The organism is Pseudomonas canadensis (assembly GCF_000503215.1).
GTDB lineage: Bacteria > Pseudomonadota > Gammaproteobacteria > Pseudomonadales > Pseudomonadaceae > Aquipseudomonas > Aquipseudomonas canadensis.
Map to the genome: position 1 here is coordinate 255,752 of NZ_AYTD01000001.1, position 20,640 is coordinate 276,391.

Below are 20,640 nucleotides of genomic sequence, written 5' to 3' on the forward strand. Positions count from 1 at the left end.
GTTTTTCCATGTCGTTACGCCGTCTCGCTTTGCTGGCTTTTTGCGTGTTGTTGGGCGCTTGCAGCAAGGTCAACCAAGAAAATTACGCGAAGTTGTCGGCTGGCATGGCCAAGGCTGAGGTGGAGTCGTTGCTGGGTAAGCCGACCGATTGTTCCGGCGCGCTGGGCATGTCCAGTTGCACCTGGGGCGATAAAACCAGCTTTATCAGCGTTCAATATGCCGGTGACAAAGTTCTGATGTTTTCCGGGCAAGGCCTGAAGTAAACCGGGGCGAGAGCCTGCGGGAGAAGAAGAATGATGCGTTTTGTTTTGTTCCTTTGTGCCAGCCTGTTTTTGGCGGGCTGCGCCAGCCATTCTGGCGATGATCTGCAACCCAAGACAGCGAGCAACGTCAACCTCAAGCGTTACCAGGGCACCTGGTATGAGTTGGCCCGATTGCCGATGTACTTCCAGCGCAACTGCGCGCAGTCCGAAGCCCGCTACACCCTGTTGCCCGATGGTGACATGTCGGTGTTCAACCGCTGCCTGACGACCGAATGGAAGTGGGAAGAAGCCAAGGGCACCGCCACCCCGCAAGTGCCGGGCAAGACCGACAAGCTCTGGGTGGAATTCAATAACTGGTTTACCGCGTTGTTGCCGGGCGTTGCCAAGGGCGATTACTGGGTGTTGTATGTCAGCGATGACTACAAGACCGCAATTGTGGGCAGCCCGAGCCGGCGTTATATGTGGATCCTGTCGCGCACGCCGACGGTCAGTGCGGACACCCGCGAAGACCTGTTGAGCAGGGCGCGGCAGCAGGGGTATGACACCACGCGATTGATCTGGCGTACGTCGGACAAGCAGATGGCAAAGACCTCGCAGTAACCCTGGGCCACCGCCGATCAATACATGTGGGAGCTGGCTTGCCTGCGATAGCATCACCACGGTGTAACTGATACACCTTGGTGCCTGTATCGCAGGCAAGCCAGCTCCCACATTTGTTATGTGTCGCGTGTTAGCCCAGTAGCGCTCTCAAAACTTGCGTGAACGCCCGGCTGCTTTCTTCTTCGCCGGCATGATGCCCATCGCGCACCACCCACTTTCCATTCACCAGCACATCCCGCACCTGCCGATCCCCGCCCGCAAACAGCCAGCGATTCAGAATCCCATCCTCTGTTGCCGTCGCCAGGTATGGATCATTGCCATCCAGCACAATCCAATCCGCACGCTTGCCCACTTCCAGCCGGCCAATCGGTTGCCCCAACGCTTGGGCACCGCCGTCCAGCGCGGCATCAAACAGCGTACGGCCGACCATCGGCTGATCACTGCGGTACAACCGATTACGCCGCTGATCGCGCAGGCGCTGGCCATATTCCAACCAACGCAACTCCTCCACCACGCTCAATGACACATGGCTGTCGGACCCGATACCCATGCGTCCGCCTTGGGCCAGAAAATCCACCGCCGGGAAAATCCCATCACCCAGATTAGCCTCGGTGGTCAGGCACAAGCCGGCAATCGCGCGGCTCTTGGCCATGCGTGCGACTTCATCCGCATCGGCATGAGTGGCATGCACCAGGCACCAGCGCTCATCCACTTCAACGTTGTCATACAGCCATTGCAGCGGGCGTTTGCCGCTCCAGGCCAGGCAGTCTTCAACTTCCTTCTGCTGTTCGGCGATGTGGATATGCACCGTGCACGCCTTGTCGCTGGCGGCCAGCACGTCATTGATTTGCTGTGGCGTCACCGCGCGCAACGAGTGGAAACACAGCCCCAACTGCTGCGCCGTTTGTGCGGCGAGGATGGGTTTGAGCTGCGCCTGCAGGTCCAGGTATTGCTCGGTGCTGTTGATAAACCGCCGCTGGCCTTCATTCGGGGCTTGGCCGCCAAAACCGGAGTGGGTGTAAAGCACAGGCAGCAGTGTCAGGCCAATCCCGCTGCTGGCCGCCGCCTGGCTGATCTGCCGTGACAGTTCCGTGCGATCGGCATACGGCTGGCCGCTGACGTCGTGATGCACATAGTGAAATTCTGCCACCGAGGTGTAGCCGGCCTTGAGCATCTCGATATACAGCTGTTGCGCGATCACCTGCAATTGTTCCGGGCTGATCTTGCCGACCATGCGGTACATCAGGTCGCGCCACGTCCAGAAGCTGTCATTCGGATTGCCCGCCACTTCGGCCAAACCGGCCATGGCGCGCTGGAATGCATGGGAGTGCAGGTTCGGCATGCCCGCCAATACCGGGCCCCTCAGCCGTTCGGCACCCTCTGCGCTGGCATTGGCCTCAACCTTTGTCAGCAGGCCCTCAGCGCTGACTTCAAGACGTACATCATTGGCCCATCCATTAGGCAGCAGCGCGCGTTCGGCAAAGAAAGCGGACATGATCAAGGCACCCCGGTCGTGTGTTTATTTGTATATACATATACAGACGTTTGCCTGCTCGGTAAACTCCGGCAATCTATGCATCTTTTCCCCCTGCAAGGATTCCCTGTGCCGACTCCGCCTGCCAAGTCTTCGCTGGCTGCCCACATGGACGAAAGTCCGGCGCCCTTGTATGCCCGCGTCAAACAGATGATCAGCCAGCAGATTCTCAACGGCAACTGGCCACCCCATTACCGCGTGCCGTCCGAGAGCGAACTGGTCAGCCAGCTGGGTTTCAGCCGCATGACCATCAACCGTGCCCTGCGCGAGCTCACCGCTGAAGGTTTGCTGGTGCGCATGCAAGGTGTCGGCACCTTTGTCGCTGAGCCCAAGAGTCAGTCGGCCCTGTTCGAAGTGCACAACATTGCCGATGAGATCGCCTCGCGCGGTCATCGACATACCTGCCAGGTCATCCACCTGGGCGAGGAGGCTGCCGGTTCCGAGCGCGCTGTCGCCTTGGAGATGCGTGAAGGCGGGCGTGTTTTCCATTCGTTGATCGTGCACTTTGAAAACGATATTCCCGTGCAAATCGAAGACCGCTTCGTCAATGCCCTGGTCGCGCCGGAATACCTGCAACAGGATTTCACCCAGCAAACGCCGTATGCCTACCTGAACCAGGTGGCACCGCTGACCGAAGGCGAGCACGTGGTCGAAGCCATTCTTGCCGACGCTGCCGAGTGCAAGCTGCTGCAGATCGAACCTACCGAGCCGTGCTTGTTGATTCGCCGACGCACCTGGTCGGGCCGCCAGCCGGTGACCGCTGCGCGTCTGATCCACCCCGGTTCCCGTCACAGCCTGGAAGGACGTTTCAGTAAATGAGTGCAGTGAAAGTCTGGCGCGCCACCGATTACGTGCGCATGCCTTGGAAAAACGGCGGTGGCAGCACCGAAGAAATCACCCGTGATGCCGGTACCGGCCTGGATGGTTTTGGCTGGCGACTTTCGATTGCCGATATTGCCGAGTCGGGCGGGTTTTCGACTTTCGCCGGCTACCAGCGCGTGATCACCGTGATCAAGGGCGCGGGCATGGTCCTGACCGTGGACGGTGAGGAGCAGCGCGGTTTGTTACCGCTCCAACCCTTCGCGTTCAAGGGTGACAGTCAAGTGTCATGTCGCCTGATCACCGGGCCGATCCGCGACTTCAACCTGATCTATTCGCCACAGCGCTACCACGCACGGTTGCAATGGATCGATGGCGAGCAACGTTTCTTCAGCACCGCGCAGACAGTGCTGGTGTTCAGCGTGGCGGATGAAGTGAAGGTGCTGGACCACAAGCTGGGGCATCACGACTGCCTGCAAGTGGACGGTAACACTGGCCTGCTGGATATCTCTGTCAGTGGCCGCAGCTGCATTATCGAACTGACTGCTCGCGATTAAAAACTGTGGGAGCGGGCTTGCCCGCGAATGCGGTGTATCAGTACCAGAGAGGCTGGCTGACCCACTGCATTCGCGGCAAGCCTGCTCCCACATTTGTTTTTTGGTCAGCAACAGAACTGTTTCCAACGCCCGCACCAATTTGTTACCGAATGCCCCAGCGTGGCGCAAAACCACGCCATCGCGCCAAACCTCCCTTGCTGTAAAAATCCTCCGTAAGAAATTTCATTAAGTCTCCAAGCCTTAATTTCCAAGGCTTGCGCCCACTTTCGAAAAAAATCTCAACAGCACCCTCAGCAAGTTGGCCGCTTGATTGCATATGCTTGTATGTACAAGTAAAGATGTGTGCGTAAGACTCTCCTTCGCACCATCCATGTTCGCGCATCGATCGCCGAGGAGTTCTTGTTGTGACCAAGCCTACAAAATACCGTGACGTCGAAATCCGTGCCGCCCACGGTAACAAGCTCACTGCCAAAAGCTGGCTGACTGAAGCGCCGTTGCGCATGCTGATGAACAACCTCGACCCGCAAGTGGCCGAGAATCCGAAAGAATTGGTGGTGTACGGCGGTATCGGCCGTGCGGCGCGCAACTGGGAGTGCTACGACCAGATCGTCGAGAGCCTCACTAACCTGAATGACGACGAAACCCTGTTGGTGCAATCCGGCAAGCCGGTCGGCGTATTCAAGACCCACAGCAACGCCCCGCGCGTACTGATCGCCAACTCCAACCTGGTGCCGCACTGGGCCAGCTGGGAACACTTCAACGAACTGGATGCCAAGGGCCTGGCCATGTACGGCCAGATGACCGCCGGCAGCTGGATCTACATCGGCAGCCAGGGCATCGTCCAAGGCACCTACGAAACCTTCGTCGAAGCGGGTCGCCAGCATTACAACAGCGACCTGACTGGCCGTTGGGTGCTCACCGCCGGTCTCGGCGGCATGGGCGGCGCGCAACCTTTGGCCGCAACGCTGGCCGGCGCGTGCTCGCTGAACATTGAATGCCAACAAGTCAGCATCGACTTCCGCCTGAACAGCCGTTATGTCGACGAACAAGCCACCGACCTCGACGACGCACTGGCGCGCATCGCCAAGTACACCAAGGAAGGCAAGGCTATCTCCATTGCCCTGCTGGGTAACGCGGCGGAAATCCTGCCGGAACTGGTCAAGCGCGGCGTGCGCCCAGACATGGTCACCGACCAGACCAGCGCCCACGACCCACTCAACGGCTACCTGCCGGCCGGTTGGACCTGGGACGAATACCGTGCCCGCGCCAAGACCGAGCCCGCCGCCGTAATCAAAGCCGCCAAGCAGTCGATGGCCGTGCACGTCAACGCCATGCTGGAATTCCAGAAGCAAGGCATCCCGACCTTCGACTACGGCAACAACATCCGCCAGATGGCGCAAGAAGAAGGCGTGGAAAACGCCTTCGACTTCCCAGGTTTCGTACCTGCCTACATCCGCCCGCTGTTCTGCCGTGGCATCGGCCCGTTCCGTTGGGCTGCGCTGTCGGGCGACCCGCAAGACATCTACAAGACCGACGCCAAAGTCAAAGAGCTGATCCCGGACGACGCCCACCTGCACAACTGGCTGGACATGGCGCGCGAGCGCATCAGCTTCCAGGGCCTGCCGGCGCGTATCTGCTGGGTGGGCCTGGGCCAGCGCGCCAAGCTCGGCCTGGCATTCAACGAAATGGTACGCAGCGGTGAGCTGTCGGCGCCGGTGGTGATCGGCCGTGACCATCTGGACTCCGGCTCGGTATCTAGCCCGAACCGCGAAACCGAAGCCATGCAGGACGGTTCCGACGCCGTGTCCGACTGGCCACTGCTCAACGCCTTGCTCAACACCGCCAGCGGCGCGACCTGGGTGTCGCTGCATCACGGTGGTGGTGTGGGCATGGGCTTCTCGCAGCACTCCGGCATGGTGATCGTCTGCGACGGCACCGACGAAGCGGCTGAGCGAATTGCCCGTGTACTGCACAACGACCCGGCCACCGGGGTAATGCGTCACGCAGACGCCGGTTACCAGATCGCGATCGACTGCGCCAAGGAGCAGGGCCTCAATCTCCCGATGATCAAATAACCCATGTGGGAGCTGGCTTGCCTGCGATGGCATCCCCTCGGTTCTACTGATAGACCGAGTCGCCCGCATCGCAGGCAAGCCAGCTCCCACAGAAAAGCGGTTTTACACAGGCTTTATGAACAATCCATCAGAGGTTGAACCGACATGGCTGCAAATGACACCACCCCGTTGATCGAAAGGCGTTCGATCGACTACATCCCGGAAGCGGAAAGACACGGTCGTCTATTGAGCCAGTTCACCCTGTGGATGGGTGCCAACCTGCAGATCACCGCGATTGTCACCGGGGCCCTGGCCGTGGTGCTGGGCGGTGATGTGTTCTGGTCGTTGATCGGCCTGTTTATCGGCCAACTGTTGGGCGGCGGCGTCATGGCGTTGCATGCGGCGCAAGGGCCTAAGCTCGGCTTGCCGCAGATGATCTCCAGCCGGGTGCAGTTCGGGGTGTATGGCGCAGCCATTCCTATCGTGCTGGTGTGCCTGATGTACCTCGGCTTCACCGCCACCGGCACGGTATTGTCCGGTCAGGCGCTGGGCCAGTTGTTCGGGGTCAGCGACAGCGTCGGCATCCTGATCTTCGCCAGTGTCATCGTGCTGGTGACGGTGCTCGGTTATCGGGTGATCCACTTCATCGGTCGTGTCGCCAGCGTCATTGGCGTGATCGCCTTTGTCTACCTGTTCAGCCGCCTGATGAGCCAGACCGACGTTGGCGCACTCCTGCAGATCCGCCACTTCAGCTGGAGCAGCTTCCTGCTGGCGGTGTCGCTCGCGGCCTCTTGGCAGATCGCGTTCGGCCCGTACGTGGCGGACTACTCACGCTACTTGCCGAGCAATACCTCGTCGGTGAAAACCTTCCTCGCCGCTGGCGCAGGTTCGGTGATTGGCGCCCAGGTGGCGATGGTCCTCGGCGTGTTTGCCGCGGCCATGTCCAACGGGCAATTCGCCGGTCACGAAGTGGCCTACATCGTGGGCTTGAGTGGCACGGGGGCCACCGCTGCGCTGCTGTACTTCAGCATCGCGTTCGGCAAGGTCACCATCTCTACGCTCAACTCCTACGGCAGCTTCATGTGCATCGCGACCATCATCAGCGGCTTCCGTGGCCGCCTGGAGGTCACGCGCTTGCAACGCCTGGTGTTCGTGCTGGTGATTGTCGGCACCGCGACTTTGATCGCCTTGCTCGGCCAGCATTCGTTCCTCGGCGCGTTCAAGTCTTTCATCCTGTTCCTGCTGGCGTTCTTCACGCCCTGGAGCGCGATCAACCTGGTGGACTACTACTGCATCACCCGCGACCGCTATGACGTGCCGGCGCTGGCTGATCCGAACGGTCGCTACGGTCGCTGGAACCTGCTGGGGATCAGCGTGTACGTCTTCGGCGTGTTGGTGCAATTGCCGTTCATCTCCACCAAGTTCTACACCGGCCCTTTGGTAGCTGCGCTGGGTGATGTCGACATTTCCTGGATCATCGGTCTGGTCCTGCCGGCAGCGCTGTACTACCTGTGTGCGAAAAAATGGCACGGCACGGTGCCCGATCGACTGATCCTGCCGACAGAGCAGTGCGCTATACCAAGAACAAACGGGCTGGCTGCACAAGCCTGATGGGACGTGGACAGGGCAGGATGCCTACTGACTGCCGTAATCCATTTCAAGATTGGGAGCGTCACAACAATGAAAATGCATAAGACCCTGATGGCCACCCTGCTCTCGGCAGGTTTGCTGGCAAGCGCTGGCGCCCAGGCGGCTGGCTGGTGCGAATCCGGCAAGCCGGTGAAATTCGCAGGCCTGAACTGGGAAAGCGGCATGCTGCTCACCGACATCCTGCAAACCGTGCTGGAAAAAGGCTACGACTGCAAAACCGACAGCCTGCCGGGCAACTCCATCACCATGGAAAACGCCCTGAGCAGCAACGACATCCAAGTGTTTGCCGAAGAGTGGGTAGGCCGCAGTGAAGTCTGGAACAAGGCCGAGAAGGCCGGCAAAGTCGTCGGCGTCGGCGCCCCGGTTGTCGGCGCTATCGAAGGCTGGTACGTGCCGCGCTACGTGATCGAAGGCGACGCCAAACGCAAGCTGGAAGCCAAGGCACCCGACCTGAAAAACATCGCTGACCTGGCCAAGTACGCCGCGGTGTTCAAGGACCAGGAAGAGCCCTCCAAGGGCCGTTTCTACAACTGCCCGGCCGGTTGGACCTGCGAGCTGGACAACAGCGAAATGCTGAAAAGCTACGGCCTGGAAAATGCCTACACCAACTTCCGTCCAGGCACCGGCCCGGCGCTGGATGCGGCGGTGCTGTCGAGCTACAAGCGTGGCGAGCCGATCCTGTTCTACTACTGGTCGCCAACCCCGCTGATGGGCCAGGTCGACCTGGTCAAGCTGGAGGAAAAACCCGGTGTGGATAAGAGCGTGAGCATCAAGGTCGGCCTGTCCAAGACCTTCCACGAACAAGCCCCGGAACTGGTGGCCGTGCTGGAAAAGGTCAACCTGCCAATCGACCTGCTGAACCAGAACCTGGGTCGCATGGCCAAGGAGCGAATTGAGTCGCCAAAACTGGCGAAAATCTTCCTCAAGGAACATCCTGAAGTCTGGCACGCATGGGTGAGCGACGACGCAGCCAAGAAAATCGACGCGGCCTTGTAGGTTGAGCGTTTCCGGTTGCCTTCACCGGCAACCGGACGCCCAGCCACAACCCACTGGATCGAGAGCACGATATGTTTCCTGAGAGTTTTACGTTTTCCATCGCCGACTGGGTCAACGGTTGGGTGGATTCACTGGTCACCAACTACGGTGATGTGTTCCGACACATTTCCGACACCCTGCTATGGGCCATCGTCAACCTGGAAGGGTTGCTGCGCGCAGCGCCCTGGTGGCTGATGCTGGCTATCGTCGGCGGTGTCGCCTGGCACGCTACCCGCAAGGTGGTGACCACGGCGGTGATCGTCGGTTTGCTGTTCCTGGTAGGCGCGGTTGGCCTGTGGGACAAGCTCATGCAGACCCTGGCCTTGATGATGGTCGCCACGGTGATCTCGGTGCTGATCGGTATTCCGCTGGGCATTCTGTCCGCACGTAGCAATCGCCTGCGTTCGGTGCTGATGCCGCTGCTCGACATCATGCAGACCATGCCGAGCTTCGTGTACCTGATTCCGGTGCTGATGCTGTTCGGCCTGGGCAAGGTCCCGGCGATTTTCGCCACGGTGATCTACGCCGCGCCACCGCTGATCCGTCTCACTGACCTGGGTATTCGCCAGGTCGACGGCGAAGTCATGGAAGCCATCAACGCCTTCGGCGCCAACCGTTGGCAGCAACTGTTCGGTGTGCAACTGCCGCTGGCGTTGCCAAGCATCATGGCCGGTATCAACCAGACCACCATGATGGCGCTGTCGATGGTGGTGATCGCCTCGATGATCGGCGCCCGTGGCTTGGGTGAGGACGTACTCGTCGGCATCCAGACCCTCAACGTTGGCCGAGGCCTCGAAGCCGGGCTGGCGATCGTGATTCTCGCAGTGGTCATTGACCGCATTACCCAGGCCTATGGTCGTCCACGGCATGAGGCGAGCAAATGACTACTGTCAGCAAAATCGAAGTTAAAAACGTCTTCAAGATCTTCGGCGCGCGCTCCAAGGATGCGCTGGCCATGGTCGGGCAGGGCAAGACCAAGGACCAGGTCCTGGCCGAGACCGGCTGCGTGGTCGGCGTGAACGACTTGTCCCTGAGCATCGGCACGGGTGAGATCTTCGTGATCATGGGCCTGTCGGGTTCCGGCAAGTCCACGTTGGTGCGTCACTTCAACCGCCTGATCGACCCCACCAGCGGCGCGATCCTGGTGGACGGCGAAGACATCCTGCAACTGGACATGGAAGCCCTGCGCCAATTCCGGCGACACAAGATCAGCATGGTGTTCCAGAGCTTCGGCCTGCTGCCCCACAAGAGCGTGCTCGACAACGTTGCCTACGGCCTGAAGGTACGTGGCGAAACCAAGCAGGTCTGCGCCGAACGCGCCCTGCACTGGATCGAAACCGTGGGCCTCAAGGGTTACGAAAACAAATACCCGCACCAGCTCTCCGGCGGCATGCGCCAGCGCGTGGGCCTGGCCCGTGCCTTGGCGGCCGACACCGACATCATCCTGATGGACGAGGCTTTCAGCGCCCTCGACCCGCTGATCCGCGCCGAGATGCAGGACCAGTTGCTGGAGCTGCAAAAGACCCTGCACAAAACCATCGTGTTCATCACCCACGACCTCGACGAGGCCGTGCGCATCGGCAACCGCATTGCGATCCTCAAGGACGGCAAGCTGATCCAGGTCGGCACCCCTCGGGAGATCCTGCATTCGCCGGCGGATGAATATGTGGACCGGTTTGTTCAGCGCCGGGCGGCGGTGGTCTGAGCTGAAAGGTGTAATGAGGCTGCTGGCGCCATCACTGGCAAGCCAGCTCCTACATGGAGCGCGCAATCCTCTGTAGGAGCCCGGCTTGCCGGCGATGAGGCCAGTGAAGCCACACAAGAATTCAAGAAGGTATGAAGATGTCCCAGGCAACAAAAATCACCATCGCCGATACGCCACTGCGCTGGCAGGACGTCGTCGCCGTGGCCCGCCACGGCGCGGTGCTCGAACTCTCGGGCCAGGCCTGGGCGCGCATCGACAATGCCCAGGCCATCGTGCAGCGCATCGTCACCAGCGGTGAGCGCGCCTATGGCGTGAACACCGGCCTGGGTGCGCTGTGCAATGTGTCGCTCAAGGGCGAACAACTCAGCCAACTGTCGCGCAACACCTTGCTGAGCCATGCCTGCGGCGTCGGCCCGGCGCTGAGTGACGAGCAGACCCGCGCGATCATCTGCGCGGCGATCATCAACTACAGCCACGGCAAATCCGGCCTGCATCCACAGGTGGTGCACTCGTTGCTGGCGCTGCTCAACCACGGCATCACACCGCAGGTGCCGTCCCAGGGTTCGGTGGGTTACCTGACCCATATGGCCCATGTGGGCGTGGCCTTGTTGGGCGTGGGTAATGTGAGTTACCGAGGTCGAATCGTCCCGGCTCAAGACGCCTTAAGTGCAGAGGGTTTGCATCCGGTAGTGCTCGGCGCCAAGGACGGGCTGTGCCTGGTCAACGGTACGCCGTGCATGACCGGCCTGAGCTGCCTGGCCCTGGCTGACGCCCATCACTTGCTGCAATGGGCCGACGTAATCGGCGCCATGAGCTTCGAGGCACAGCGCGGCCAGATCGACGCGTTTGACGAAGAGATCATCGCCCTCAAGCCGCACCCCGGCATGCAGCAAGTGGGTATCAACCTGCGCGCCCTGCTTGATGGCAGCGAAGTGATCGCCAGCAGCAAGGGCATTCGCACACAGGATGCGTTAAGCATTCGCTCGATCCCGCAGATCCATGGCGCGGCTCGCGACCAGGTAGAGCACGCCACCCGCCAGATCGAGACCGAACTCAACAGCGCCACCGACAACCCGCTGGTACTCGGTACGCCAGACAATTACCGCGTAGTGTCCCAGGCCAACCCCCACGGACAATCCGTGGCATTGGCGGCGGACATGCTCGCGATTGCCATGGCCGAAATCGGCTCGGTGGCCGAACGTCGCCTGGACCGCCTGATCAACCCGCACGTCAGCGGCTTGCCGGCGTTCCTGGTGAGCAACCCTGGGGTCAACTCCGGGATGATGATCGTGCAGTACGTCGCCGCCTCGCTGTGTGGGCAGAACCGCCAGTTGGCGCAACCGGCGGTGCTCGACAATTTCGTCACCTCGGGCCTGCAGGAAGACCACCTGAGCATGGGCACCAATGCCGCGCTCAAGCTGCACCAGGTGTTGGCCAACGTGACGCAGATCCTCGCCATCGAGTACTTGCTGGCAGCCCAGGCGTTCGAGTTTCTCAAAGAACAACGCTTTGGCGCCGGCACCGGCCGCGCCTGGCGCTTGCTGCGTGAAGTAGTGCCGGCCTACGAGCAGGATCGCTGGCTGGCGCCGGACATTGCGGCCACCGCCCAGCTGCTCAAAGACACCGACTTGCCGAATTTCCACTGAAGACTTATTCAAAAGAACAATTCAAAAGGAGTATGAATGTGACTGCGCTAAACCTGATTCCAGGCCAACTGAGCCTTGCCCAACTGCGAGCCATCTACCAGCAGCCGGTAACCCTCAGTCTGGATGACAGCGCCACGGCGCAGATCGAAGCCAGTGTCGCCTGCGTGGAGCAGATTCTCGCCGAGAACCGCACCGCCTATGGCATCAACACCGGTTTCGGCCTGCTGGCCTCGACCCGCATCGCCAGCGAAGACCTGGAAAACCTCCAGCGTTCGCTGGTGCTGTCCCACGCCGCTGGCGTCGGTGAGCCGATCAGCGATGCGCTGGTGCGGCTGGTCATGGTGCTCAAGGTCAACAGCCTCAGCCGTGGGTTCTCCGGGATCCGCCGCCAGGTGATCGACGCGCTGATCGCGCTGATCAACGCCGAGGTGTACCCGCATATTCCGTTGAAGGGCTCGGTCGGTGCCTCCGGCGACCTGGCACCCTTGGCGCACATGTCTTTGGTGCTGCTGGGCGAAGGCAAGGCACGCTACAAGGGCGAATGGCTGGAAGCCACCGAAGCGCTGAAGGTCGCCGGCCTCACGCCGCTGACCCTCGCCGCCAAAGAAGGCCTGGCGCTGCTCAACGGCACCCAGGTGTCCACCGCGTACGCCCTGCGTGGCCTGTTCGAAGGTGAAGACCTGTTCGCCGGCGCCCTGGCGTGTGGCGCACTCACCGTGGAAGCGGTGCTGGGTTCGCGCTCACCCTTCGACGCACGCATTCATGACGCACGCGGCCAGCGTGGGCAGATCGATTCGGCAGCGGCCTATCGTCACCTGCTGGGTGAAAGCAGTCAGGTATCCCAGTCGCACCAGAACTGCGACAAGGTGCAGGACCCGTACTCGCTGCGTTGCCAGCCGCAAGTCATGGGCGCGTGCCTGACCCAGTTCCGCCAGGCCGCCGAGGTGCTGGTGGTCGAGGCCAACGCCGTGTCGGATAACCCGCTGGTCTTTGCCGCCGAAGGTGACGTGATTTCCGGTGGTAACTTCCACGCCGAACCGGTGGCCATGGCCGCCGACAACATGGCGCTGGCCATCGCTGAAATCGGTTCCCTCAGCGAGCGCCGTATCTCGCTGATGATGGACAAGCACATGTCGCAACTGCCGCCGTTCCTGGTGGGCAATGGTGGCGTGAACTCCGGCTTCATGATCGCCCAAGTGACCGCCGCCGCGCTCGCCAGCGAAAACAAGGCGTTGGCCCATCCCCATAGCGTCGACAGCCTGCCGACCTCGGCCAACCAGGAAGACCATGTGTCCATGGCCCCGGCTGCGGGCAAGCGCCTGTGGGAAATGGCTGAAAACACCCGTGGCGTTCTCGCCGTGGAATGGCTGGCCGCGTGCCAGGGCCTGGACCTGCGCGAAGGCCTGAAAACTTCGCCTGCGCTTGAAAAGGCACGTGGGATTCTGCGTGACAAAGTGGCGTTCTATGAGAAGGACCGTTTCTTTGCACCGGACATCAACGCCGCCAGCGAGCTGTTGGCCAGCCGCTGCCTGAATGAGCTGGTGCCGGCCAAGTTGCTGCCGAGCCTGTAGCCCATTCGCAGGGGGGCATGCCTCCTGTGGTGAGCGGGCTTGCCCCGCGTTGGGCTGCGCAGCAGCCCCATCTGCCGTCGTCGGGTTTGGGGTCGCTTCGCGACCCAACGCGGGGCAAGCCCGCTCAGCACAAAAGAAGGCATTCATCACGCAGCCGTTCGGATTTTTCTCGGGATAAAAATAACTAGGGAAGAGAAATGCACCAGCAAGAGAAAGGGTTGAAACGCGGGCTCAGCGCCCGACATATTCGCTTCATGGCACTCGGTTCTGCGATCGGCACCGGGCTGTTCTATGGCTCTGCCTCCGCCATCCAGATGGCCGGCCCCGCGGTGCTGCTGGCCTACCTGATCGGCGGCGCCGCCGTGTTCATGGTGATGCGTGCCCTCGGCGAAATGGCCGTGCACAACCCGGTGGCTGGTTCTTTTGGCCAGTACGCCAGCACCTACCTGGGCCCCATGGCCGGCTTTATTCTTGGGTGGACCTACGCGTTTGAAATGATCATCGTCTGCCTGGCTGATGTGACCGCCTTCGGCATCTACATGGGCTTCTGGTTTCCCGAAGTCGCGCGTTGGGTCTGGGTGCTCGGCATTGTGTTTTTGATCGGCGGCCTGAACCTGTGCAACGTCAAAGTGTTTGGCGAAATGGAGTTCTGGCTGTCGCTGCTCAAGGTAGGCGCCATCGTGGCGATGATCCTCGGCGGTTTCGGCATCATGCTGTTCGGTATTCATTCTGCCGGTGAAACCCAGGCCAGCGGCCTTAGCAACCTGTGGGCCCACGGCGGCTTCATGCCTAATGGCGTCGGCGGCCTGATCGCCTCGTTCGCAGTGGTGATGTTTGCCTTTGGCGGCATCGAAATCATTGGAATCACCGCCGGCGAAGCCAAGGACCCGCAACGCGTGATCCCCAAGGCGATCAACGCGGTGCCGCTGCGTATCCTGCTGTTCTACGTACTGACTTTGTTTGTGCTGATGGCCATCTATCCATGGCCGCAGATCGGCAGCCAGGGCAGCCCGTTTGTGCAGATCTTTAGCAACTTGGGCATCGGGTCGGCGGCGACCATCCTCAATATCGTGGTGATCTCGGCGGCCGTTTCGGCCATCAACAGCGACATCTTCGGCGCTGGCCGCATGATGTACGGCTTGGCCCAGCAAGGGCAGGCGCCCAAGGGCTTCGCGCAATTGTCCAAACACGGCGTGCCGTGGATGACCGTGCTGGTGATGGGCGCAGCGCTGCTCGGCGGCGTAGTGCTTAACTACCTGATCCCGGAAAACGTGTTCCTGCTGATCGCCTCGATTGCCACCTTCGCCACCGTGTGGGTGTGGCTGATGATCCTGTTCACCCAGGTCGCCATGCGCCGTTCGATGACTAAAGAGCAGGTGGCCGAACTGAAATTCCCCGTGCCGTTCTGGCCCTATGCGCCGGCGGCCGCCATTGTGTTCATGCTGTTCGTGTTTGGCGTGCTGGGTTACTTCCCGGACACCCAGGCCGCTTTGCTGGTCGGTGCTGTGTGGATCGTGCTGCTGGTGGTGGCTTACCTGCTGTGGGTCAAGCCCGCTGCCGGGCAAGCGGCCAAGGTCCATTACGACCCGGCTTTGTCTCATCGTTAATCTAGGGAGGCGTTGATGAAAACGCTTTGGCAACACTGCCACGTCGCAACCATGGCACAGGGAAAATACTCGATCATCGAGGATGCCGCCATGGTGACCGTCGGTTCGCTCATCGAGTGGATCGGCCCCCGCAGCCAGGCACCCACGGCGGATTACGCCCAGGTGCATGACCTGCAAGGCGCGTGGGTCACCCCCGGCCTGATCGACTGCCACACCCATACGGTGTTTGGCGGTAACCGCAGCGGCGAGTTCGAGCAGCGCCTCGAAGGCGTGAGCTACGCCGAGATCGCGGCCAAGGGCGGCGGTATTGCCAGCACTGTGCGTGCCACCCGTGCGGCGACGGAAGATGAACTGTTTGCCAGCGCTGAAAAGCGCCTGCGCAGTCTGCTACGGGACGGCGTGACCACCGTAGAGATCAAGTCCGGCTACGGCCTGGACCTGGCCAATGAACGCAAAATGCTGCGCGTAGCCCGTCGCCTCGGTGAAGCGCTGCCGGTCAGCGTGCGCGCCACGTGCCTGGCGGCCCACGCGTTGCCGCCGGAATACAAGGACCGCGCCGACGACTACATCGAGCACATCTGCATCGAAATGCTGCCGGCCCTGGCGGCGGAAGGGCTGGTGGACGCGGTGGATGCGTTTTGTGAATACCTGGCGTTTTCCACCGAGCAGGTTGAGCGCGTGTTCAAAGTCGCCCAGCAACTGGGCCTGCCGGTGAAGTTGCACGCCGAGCAGCTTTCGTCGCTGCACGGCTCCAGCCTGGCCGCGCGTTACCACGCGCTGTCGGCGGATCACCTGGAATTCATGACCGAAGAAGACGCCATCGCCATGGCTGCCGCCGGCACCGTCGCGGTCTTGCTGCCGGGCGCGTTCTACTTCCTGCGCGAAACCCAGTTGCCGCCGATGGACGCCCTGCGCAAGCACGGCGTGAAGATTGCCATCGCCAGCGACCTCAATCCCGGCACCTCGCCAGCGCTGTCGGTGCGTCTGATGCTGAATATGGCCTGCACCCTGTTCCGCATGACCCCGGAAGAAGCCCTGGCCGGCGCCACGCAACATGCCGCCACTGCGTTGGGCATGGGCGACACCCACGGCTCCCTGGAAGTGGGCAAGGTGGCGGACTTCGTCGCTTGGCAGATTGATCGTCCCGCAGACCTGGCCTATTGGCTGGGCGGCGAGCTGGATAAACGCGTCGTACGCCATGGCGTCGACGTCACTGTTTGAGGAGTACTGCTCGTGGATAAGGTTCTGAACTTCAAACAAGGCCGTGTGCCGCTGCTGATCAGCATGCCTCACGCCGGCCTGCGCCTGACGCCTGCTGTCGAGGCAGGGTTGATCCCCGAGGCGCAAAGCCTGCCGGACACCGACTGGCACATTCCTGCGCTGTATGACTTTGCCGATGCACTGGGTGCCAGCACCTTGTCGGCTGAATATTCACGGTTTGTGATCGACCTGAACCGGCCATCCGACGACAAGCCGTTATATGCCGGCGCCACCACCGGCCTCTTCCCGGCGACGCTGTTCGATGGCGTGCCCTTGTTTCGTGAAGGGCATGAGCCGTCTGAAGAAGAGCGCGTGACCTACCTGCAAAAAATCTGGGGCCCGTATCACCGAACCCTGCAAGAAGAGCTGGCGCGGCTCAAGGCTGAGTTTGGCTATGCACTGTTGTTTGATGCGCACTCGATCCGCTCGGTGATCCCGCACCTGTTCGACGGCAAGTTGCCGGACTTCAACCTCGGCACCTTCAACGGCGCCGCCTGTGATCCAACGTTGGCCAGCCAGTTGGAAGCCATCTGCGCCACGCATCCGCAGTACACCCACGTACTCAACGGGCGCTTCAAGGGCGGCCACATCACCCGGCATTACGGTGACCCGGCCCAGGATATCCACGCGGTGCAGCTGGAGTTGTGCCAGAGCACCTACATGGAAGAAGTTGAGCCGTTCCGTTATCGACCAGATCTGGCCGAACCGACGCGGGTGGTGCTCAAGCAATTGCTCGACGGGTTGTTAGCATGGGGGCAACAGCGTTACGGCTGAAATAGCTATCGCAGGCAAGCCAGCTCCCACATTGAATCGGGTTCACACGGTCAAAATGTGGGAGCGGGCTTGCCCGCGATGACGGCCGCACAGTCGCCCCAGTGCAACTGCCCGTCGCCCCAGTTCGTGTTGACTCAGGCTCCACTGGTTAAGGTTGTGGAATAACAACAGCCAAGTGAGACCACCCCCCATGCAAAAAACCTTGTTGAGCCTTATCGGCGCCGCACTGTTCAGTGCACACGCCATGGCCGCTGAGCCGGCCTCCTGCAAGAACATCCGCATGGGCGTGGTCAGTTGGACTGACGTGGTCGCCACCTCCGGTATGGCCGACGTGTTGCTCAATGGCCTCGGCTACGACAGCAAACAGACCAGCGCCGTGCAGCAGATCATCTTTGCCGGCATCCGCGACAAACGCCTGGATATCTTCCTCGGCTACTGGAAACCGGCGATGGACAACAATATCGCGCCGTTCCTGGCGGCCAAGCAGGTCAATGTGTTCGATACGCCTAGCCTCGCCGACGCCCAGGCCACCCTGGCCGTGCCGCAATACGTGGCCGACGCAGGCTTGAAGACTTTCGCCGACATCGCCCGCTTCAGGGATAAGCTGGGCGGCAAGATCTATGGGATCGAGCCAGGCAGCGGCGCCAATACCGATATCCAGAAAATGATCGACACCAACCACTTCGGCCTCGGCGGCTTCAAGCTGGTGGCTTCCGGTGAAGCCGGAATGCTGGCAGCGGTGCAGCGGGCGGTGAATCGCAAGGAGTTTGTAGTGTTCGTCGGTTGGACCCCGCACCCGATGAACATCAATATGAAGATGGCGTACCTCACCGGCAGTGAAGACGTGTTCGGCCCCGACGAAGGCCGCGCCACCGTCTCCACCGTCACCGCGCCGGATTTTGCCGAACGCTGCCCCAACGCCAATCGCTTGTTGGAGAACCTCACCTTCACCGCCGCCCAGGAAAGCCAGTTGATGGTGCCGATCATGGAGCGAAAGTCGCCGCAGGATGTGGCCAAGCAATGGTTGCGTGACCATCCCGAGGATTTGCAGCGCTGGCTGGCTGGGGTCAAGGCGTTTGATGGCAGCGACGGTGCCACGGCGGTCCAGGCGAGTTTGAAATGAGTCGATACCCTATTTCGCCTGAGTTGGCAGCGTTCGTGGAGAAGACGGAGTCCTTCACCAGCGAGGACTCTTCGCTGGCAGGCTTACGTCAAAATTACGACCGCATGTGCCAGGCGTTTACCCCGCCGAAACCAGAAAGCTTGCAGGTCGAGGACTTCGCCTTGGCCGGCGTAGGCGTGCGCAGTTATCTGCCGGCCGCGCCGGTGCCTGCTGACGGCTGGCCATGCCTCCTTTATATGCACGGCGGCGGCTGGGTGGTCGGCGACCTGGATTCCCACGATTTCATCTGCTTCGAACTGGCCACGGCCTTGCAAGTCTTGGTGATCGCCATTGATTATCGGCTGGCGCCTGAACACCCGTTCCCGGCCGCCTACGAGGATTGTCGTGCCGTGTGGCAGGCAATCCAGGCAGGGCAGGGGCCCTATGCCATCGACGTGCAGCGTATGGCGGTCATGGGCGACAGTGCGGGCGGCAACCTGGCGGCAGCATTGTGTACGGGATTGCGTGACGACGGGCAACCGTTGCCGCGAGCCCAAGTCTTGATCTATCCGGGGTTGGGCGGTCCCTCCGACCTGCCATCGCGGGGTGACTGCATGGACGCGCCCCTGCTCAGCAGCGCCGACACCGACTGCTACTTGGCGCTGTACCTGCAGGGCAGCGGCAAACCGTCGCCCTACGCCATGCCGCTGCTGGCCGCAGACTTCAGCGGTTTGCCCAAGGCGTTCATCGCCGTGGCCCAGTTCGACCCGCTGCGCGACGACGGCATGCTTTACGCTGAACGCCTGCAAGCGGCGGGCGTAGCCACCGTGCTGTATCCCGGCAAAGGCCTGGTGCACGGCTGCCTTCGGGCGCGGCGGCAGGTGCCGGAAGTGGACCGGCTCTACGATTACCTGCTGGATTACCTGGGGAGCGAAGGGCTGACACAGGTCTAAGCGCTCTAGGACATGCTCATTGCACAATTCGGGTTTATAGTGCCAGACGGCAAAATAAAAGACGTCCCCCCAGGGATGAACCCGACCCCTTACGGAGCGCGCAATGCAGACTTGGTTCCCGCAGATCAAACCCCACGCCCGGCACGATCTGGCTGTCGATGACACCCACACGCTGTACGTCGACGAAAGTGGCTCCCCCGAAGGTTTGCCCGTTGTCTTCATCCATGGTGGCCCTGGTGCCGGTTGTGATGCCCAGAGCCGCTGCTATTTCGACCCGAACCTGTACCGCATCGTTACGTTCGACCAGCGTGGTTGCGGGCGCTCCACCCCGCGCGCCAGCCTGGAAAACAACACCACTTGGGACCTGGTCGCCGACCTAGAGCGCATCCGCGAGCACCTGGGCATCGACAAGTGGGTACTGTTCGGCGGTTCCTGGGGCTCGACCCTGGCCCTGGCCTACGCGCAAACCCATCCGGAGCGGGTGCTCGGCCTGATTGTGCGCGGCATTTTCCTGGCACGTCCGCAGGACATTCACTGGTTTTATCAGGAAGGGGCGAGCCGCCTGTTCCCTGATTACTGGCAGGACTACCTCGCGCCGATCCCGCCGGAAGAGCGCCACGACATGATCGCGGCCTACCACAAGCGCCTCACCGGCAACGATCAGATCGCCCAGATGCACGCGGCCAAGGCCTGGTCCGGCTGGGAAGGGCGCATGCTTGGCCTGTGCCCGAGCCCACAGCATGTGGAGCGGTTTTCCGAGCCGCAACGCGCCCTGTCCATCGCGCGGATCGAGTGCCACTACTTCACCAACAACTCGTTTCTGGAGCCCAACCAGCTGATCCGCGATATGCACAAGATCGCCCATCTGCCTGGCGTAATCATCCACGGGCGCTACGATATGATTTGCCCTTTGGATAACGCTTGGGCGTTGCACCAGGCGTGGCCCAACAGTGAGTTGCAGGTGATTCGCGAGGCCGGCCATGCGGCGTCCGAACCCGGCATCACCGATGCCTTGGTGCGTGCGACCAGTGAGATGGCACGGCGCTTGCTCGACCTGCCGCCTGAAGAAGCATGAAGGGTCTGCTGCAACGGGTGCGCGGCGCCCGAGTCGAGGTGGCGGGCGAAATCGTCGGCGCCATCGACCAGGGTTTGCTGGTGCTGGTGGCCGTCGAGCCTGCGGATACGCCGGAGAGTGCCGATAAGCTGTTACACAAGCTGTTGAACTATCGGGTGTTCAGTGACGACGAAGGCAAGATGAACCTGTCGTTGAAGGATATCGACGGCGGTTTGCTGCTGGTGTCGCAGTTCACCTTGGCGGCCGATACCAAGAGCGGGCTGCGGCCGAGCTTCTCCACAGCGGCCCCGCCGGCCTTGGGAGCAGCGCTTTTTGATCACTTGCTGTTACAAGCGCAACAATTGCATGGCAAGGTGGCGTCAGGGCGTTTTGGCGCCGATATGCAGGTGCATTTGGTCAATGATGGCCCTGTGACCTTCCTCTTGCAGACGTGAA

At 61.4% G+C, this 20,640-nt stretch carries 19 protein-coding genes; 18 read left to right on the forward strand and 1 reads right to left on the reverse strand.

Going from position 1 to position 20,640, the window contains the following annotated elements:
- Positions 1–8: 8 nt before the first annotated feature.
- Together U367_RS0101125 and U367_RS0101130 are read left to right on the forward strand one after the other, a co-directional pair.
- Entirely contained in the window at positions 9–263 is a 255-nt protein-coding gene (locus U367_RS0101125; RefSeq protein ID WP_010213853.1) for a hypothetical protein, read from the forward strand.
- A 30-nt stretch (positions 264–293) separates the two neighbouring features.
- A complete protein-coding gene (locus tag U367_RS0101130; protein ID WP_028615380.1) occupies positions 294–863 on the forward strand; it encodes a lipocalin family protein in 570 nt (189 codons plus the stop codon).
- A 130-nt stretch (positions 864–993) separates the two neighbouring features.
- Here U367_RS0101130 and U367_RS0101135 read toward each other — a convergent pair whose 3' ends face one another.
- Complete coding sequence (locus tag U367_RS0101135) at positions 994–2,358, reverse strand: formimidoylglutamate deiminase (protein ID WP_028615381.1); 1,365 nt, start codon at positions 2,356–2,358, stop codon at positions 994–996.
- Between the two features lie 147 nt (positions 2,359–2,505).
- Here U367_RS0101135 and hutC point away from each other — a divergent pair, with 147 nt between their 5' ends.
- The 16 genes from hutC to dtd all read left to right on the forward strand — a co-directional run bounded on the left by hutC (position 2,506) and on the right by dtd (position 20,639).
- On the forward strand, positions 2,506–3,216 hold the full coding sequence (hutC, locus tag U367_RS0101140) for a histidine utilization repressor (protein WP_232920667.1): 711 nt from the start codon (positions 2,506–2,508) through the stop codon (positions 3,214–3,216).
- Positions 3,213–3,773 (forward strand): HutD/Ves family protein, encoded by a 561-nt coding sequence (locus tag U367_RS0101145; RefSeq protein WP_028615382.1) that lies wholly within the window; start codon positions 3,213–3,215, stop codon positions 3,771–3,773. Before hutC ends, U367_RS0101145 begins: the two co-directional genes overlap by 4 nt.
- 404 nt (positions 3,774–4,177) lie before the next feature.
- Positions 4,178–5,848 carry a urocanate hydratase gene (hutU, locus tag U367_RS0101150; RefSeq protein ID WP_028615383.1) on the forward strand — a complete coding sequence of 557 codons (1,671 nt, stop codon included), beginning with the start codon at positions 4,178–4,180 and terminating at the stop codon, positions 5,846–5,848.
- Positions 5,849–5,992: 144 nt separating this feature from the next.
- Entirely contained in the window at positions 5,993–7,438 is a 1,446-nt protein-coding gene (locus U367_RS0101155; protein ID WP_028615384.1) for a purine-cytosine permease family protein, read from the forward strand.
- A gap of 69 nt (positions 7,439–7,507) precedes the next feature.
- Positions 7,508–8,473, forward strand: a complete 966-nt coding sequence (locus tag U367_RS0101160) for an ABC transporter substrate-binding protein (RefSeq protein WP_028615385.1) — start codon at positions 7,508–7,510, stop codon at positions 8,471–8,473.
- Between the two features lie 71 nt (positions 8,474–8,544).
- Complete coding sequence (locus tag U367_RS0101165; protein WP_028615386.1) at positions 8,545–9,396, forward strand: ABC transporter permease; 852 nt, start codon at positions 8,545–8,547, stop codon at positions 9,394–9,396.
- A complete protein-coding gene (locus U367_RS01000000129830; RefSeq protein ID WP_005783958.1) occupies positions 9,393–10,217 on the forward strand; it encodes a quaternary amine ABC transporter ATP-binding protein in 825 nt (274 codons plus the stop codon). The genes U367_RS0101165 and U367_RS01000000129830 overlap by 4 nt, the downstream gene beginning before the upstream one ends.
- A gap of 137 nt (positions 10,218–10,354) precedes the next feature.
- A complete protein-coding gene (hutH, locus tag U367_RS0101175) occupies positions 10,355–11,863 on the forward strand; it encodes a histidine ammonia-lyase (RefSeq protein ID WP_028615387.1) in 1,509 nt (502 codons plus the stop codon).
- Between the two features lie 32 nt (positions 11,864–11,895).
- Positions 11,896–13,434, forward strand: coding sequence for a histidine ammonia-lyase (hutH, locus tag U367_RS0101180; RefSeq protein ID WP_152537898.1), 1,539 nt, complete (start codon positions 11,896–11,898; stop codon positions 13,432–13,434).
- Positions 13,435–13,631: 197 nt separating this feature from the next.
- A complete protein-coding gene (locus tag U367_RS0101185) occupies positions 13,632–15,041 on the forward strand; it encodes an amino acid permease (protein WP_028615389.1) in 1,410 nt (469 codons plus the stop codon).
- Positions 15,042–15,056: 15 nt separating this feature from the next.
- Positions 15,057–16,262 (forward strand): imidazolonepropionase, encoded by a 1,206-nt coding sequence (hutI, locus tag U367_RS0101190; RefSeq protein WP_028615390.1) that lies wholly within the window; start codon positions 15,057–15,059, stop codon positions 16,260–16,262.
- 12 nt (positions 16,263–16,274) lie between these two features.
- A complete protein-coding gene (gene hutG, locus U367_RS0101195; RefSeq protein ID WP_028615391.1) occupies positions 16,275–17,075 on the forward strand; it encodes an N-formylglutamate deformylase in 801 nt (266 codons plus the stop codon).
- A gap of 190 nt (positions 17,076–17,265) precedes the next feature.
- Positions 17,266–18,198, forward strand: coding sequence for a choline ABC transporter substrate-binding protein (locus U367_RS0101200; protein WP_028615392.1), 933 nt, complete (start codon positions 17,266–17,268; stop codon positions 18,196–18,198).
- Positions 18,195–19,130: an alpha/beta hydrolase gene (locus tag U367_RS0101205; RefSeq protein ID WP_028615393.1), complete on the forward strand. Its 936-nt coding sequence runs from the start codon at positions 18,195–18,197 to the stop codon at positions 19,128–19,130. Before U367_RS0101200 ends, U367_RS0101205 begins: the two co-directional genes overlap by 4 nt.
- Positions 19,131–19,233: 103 nt before the next feature.
- The gene (gene pip / locus U367_RS0101210) at positions 19,234–20,205 is read left to right on the forward strand and encodes a prolyl aminopeptidase (protein WP_028615394.1); all 972 of its coding nucleotides are present in this window, start codon (positions 19,234–19,236) and stop codon (positions 20,203–20,205) included.
- Positions 20,202–20,639 (forward strand): D-aminoacyl-tRNA deacylase, encoded by a 438-nt coding sequence (dtd, locus tag U367_RS0101215; protein WP_016979155.1) that lies wholly within the window; start codon positions 20,202–20,204, stop codon positions 20,637–20,639. Before pip ends, dtd begins: the two co-directional genes overlap by 4 nt.
- The last annotated feature ends 1 nt before the right edge of the window (position 20,640 follow it).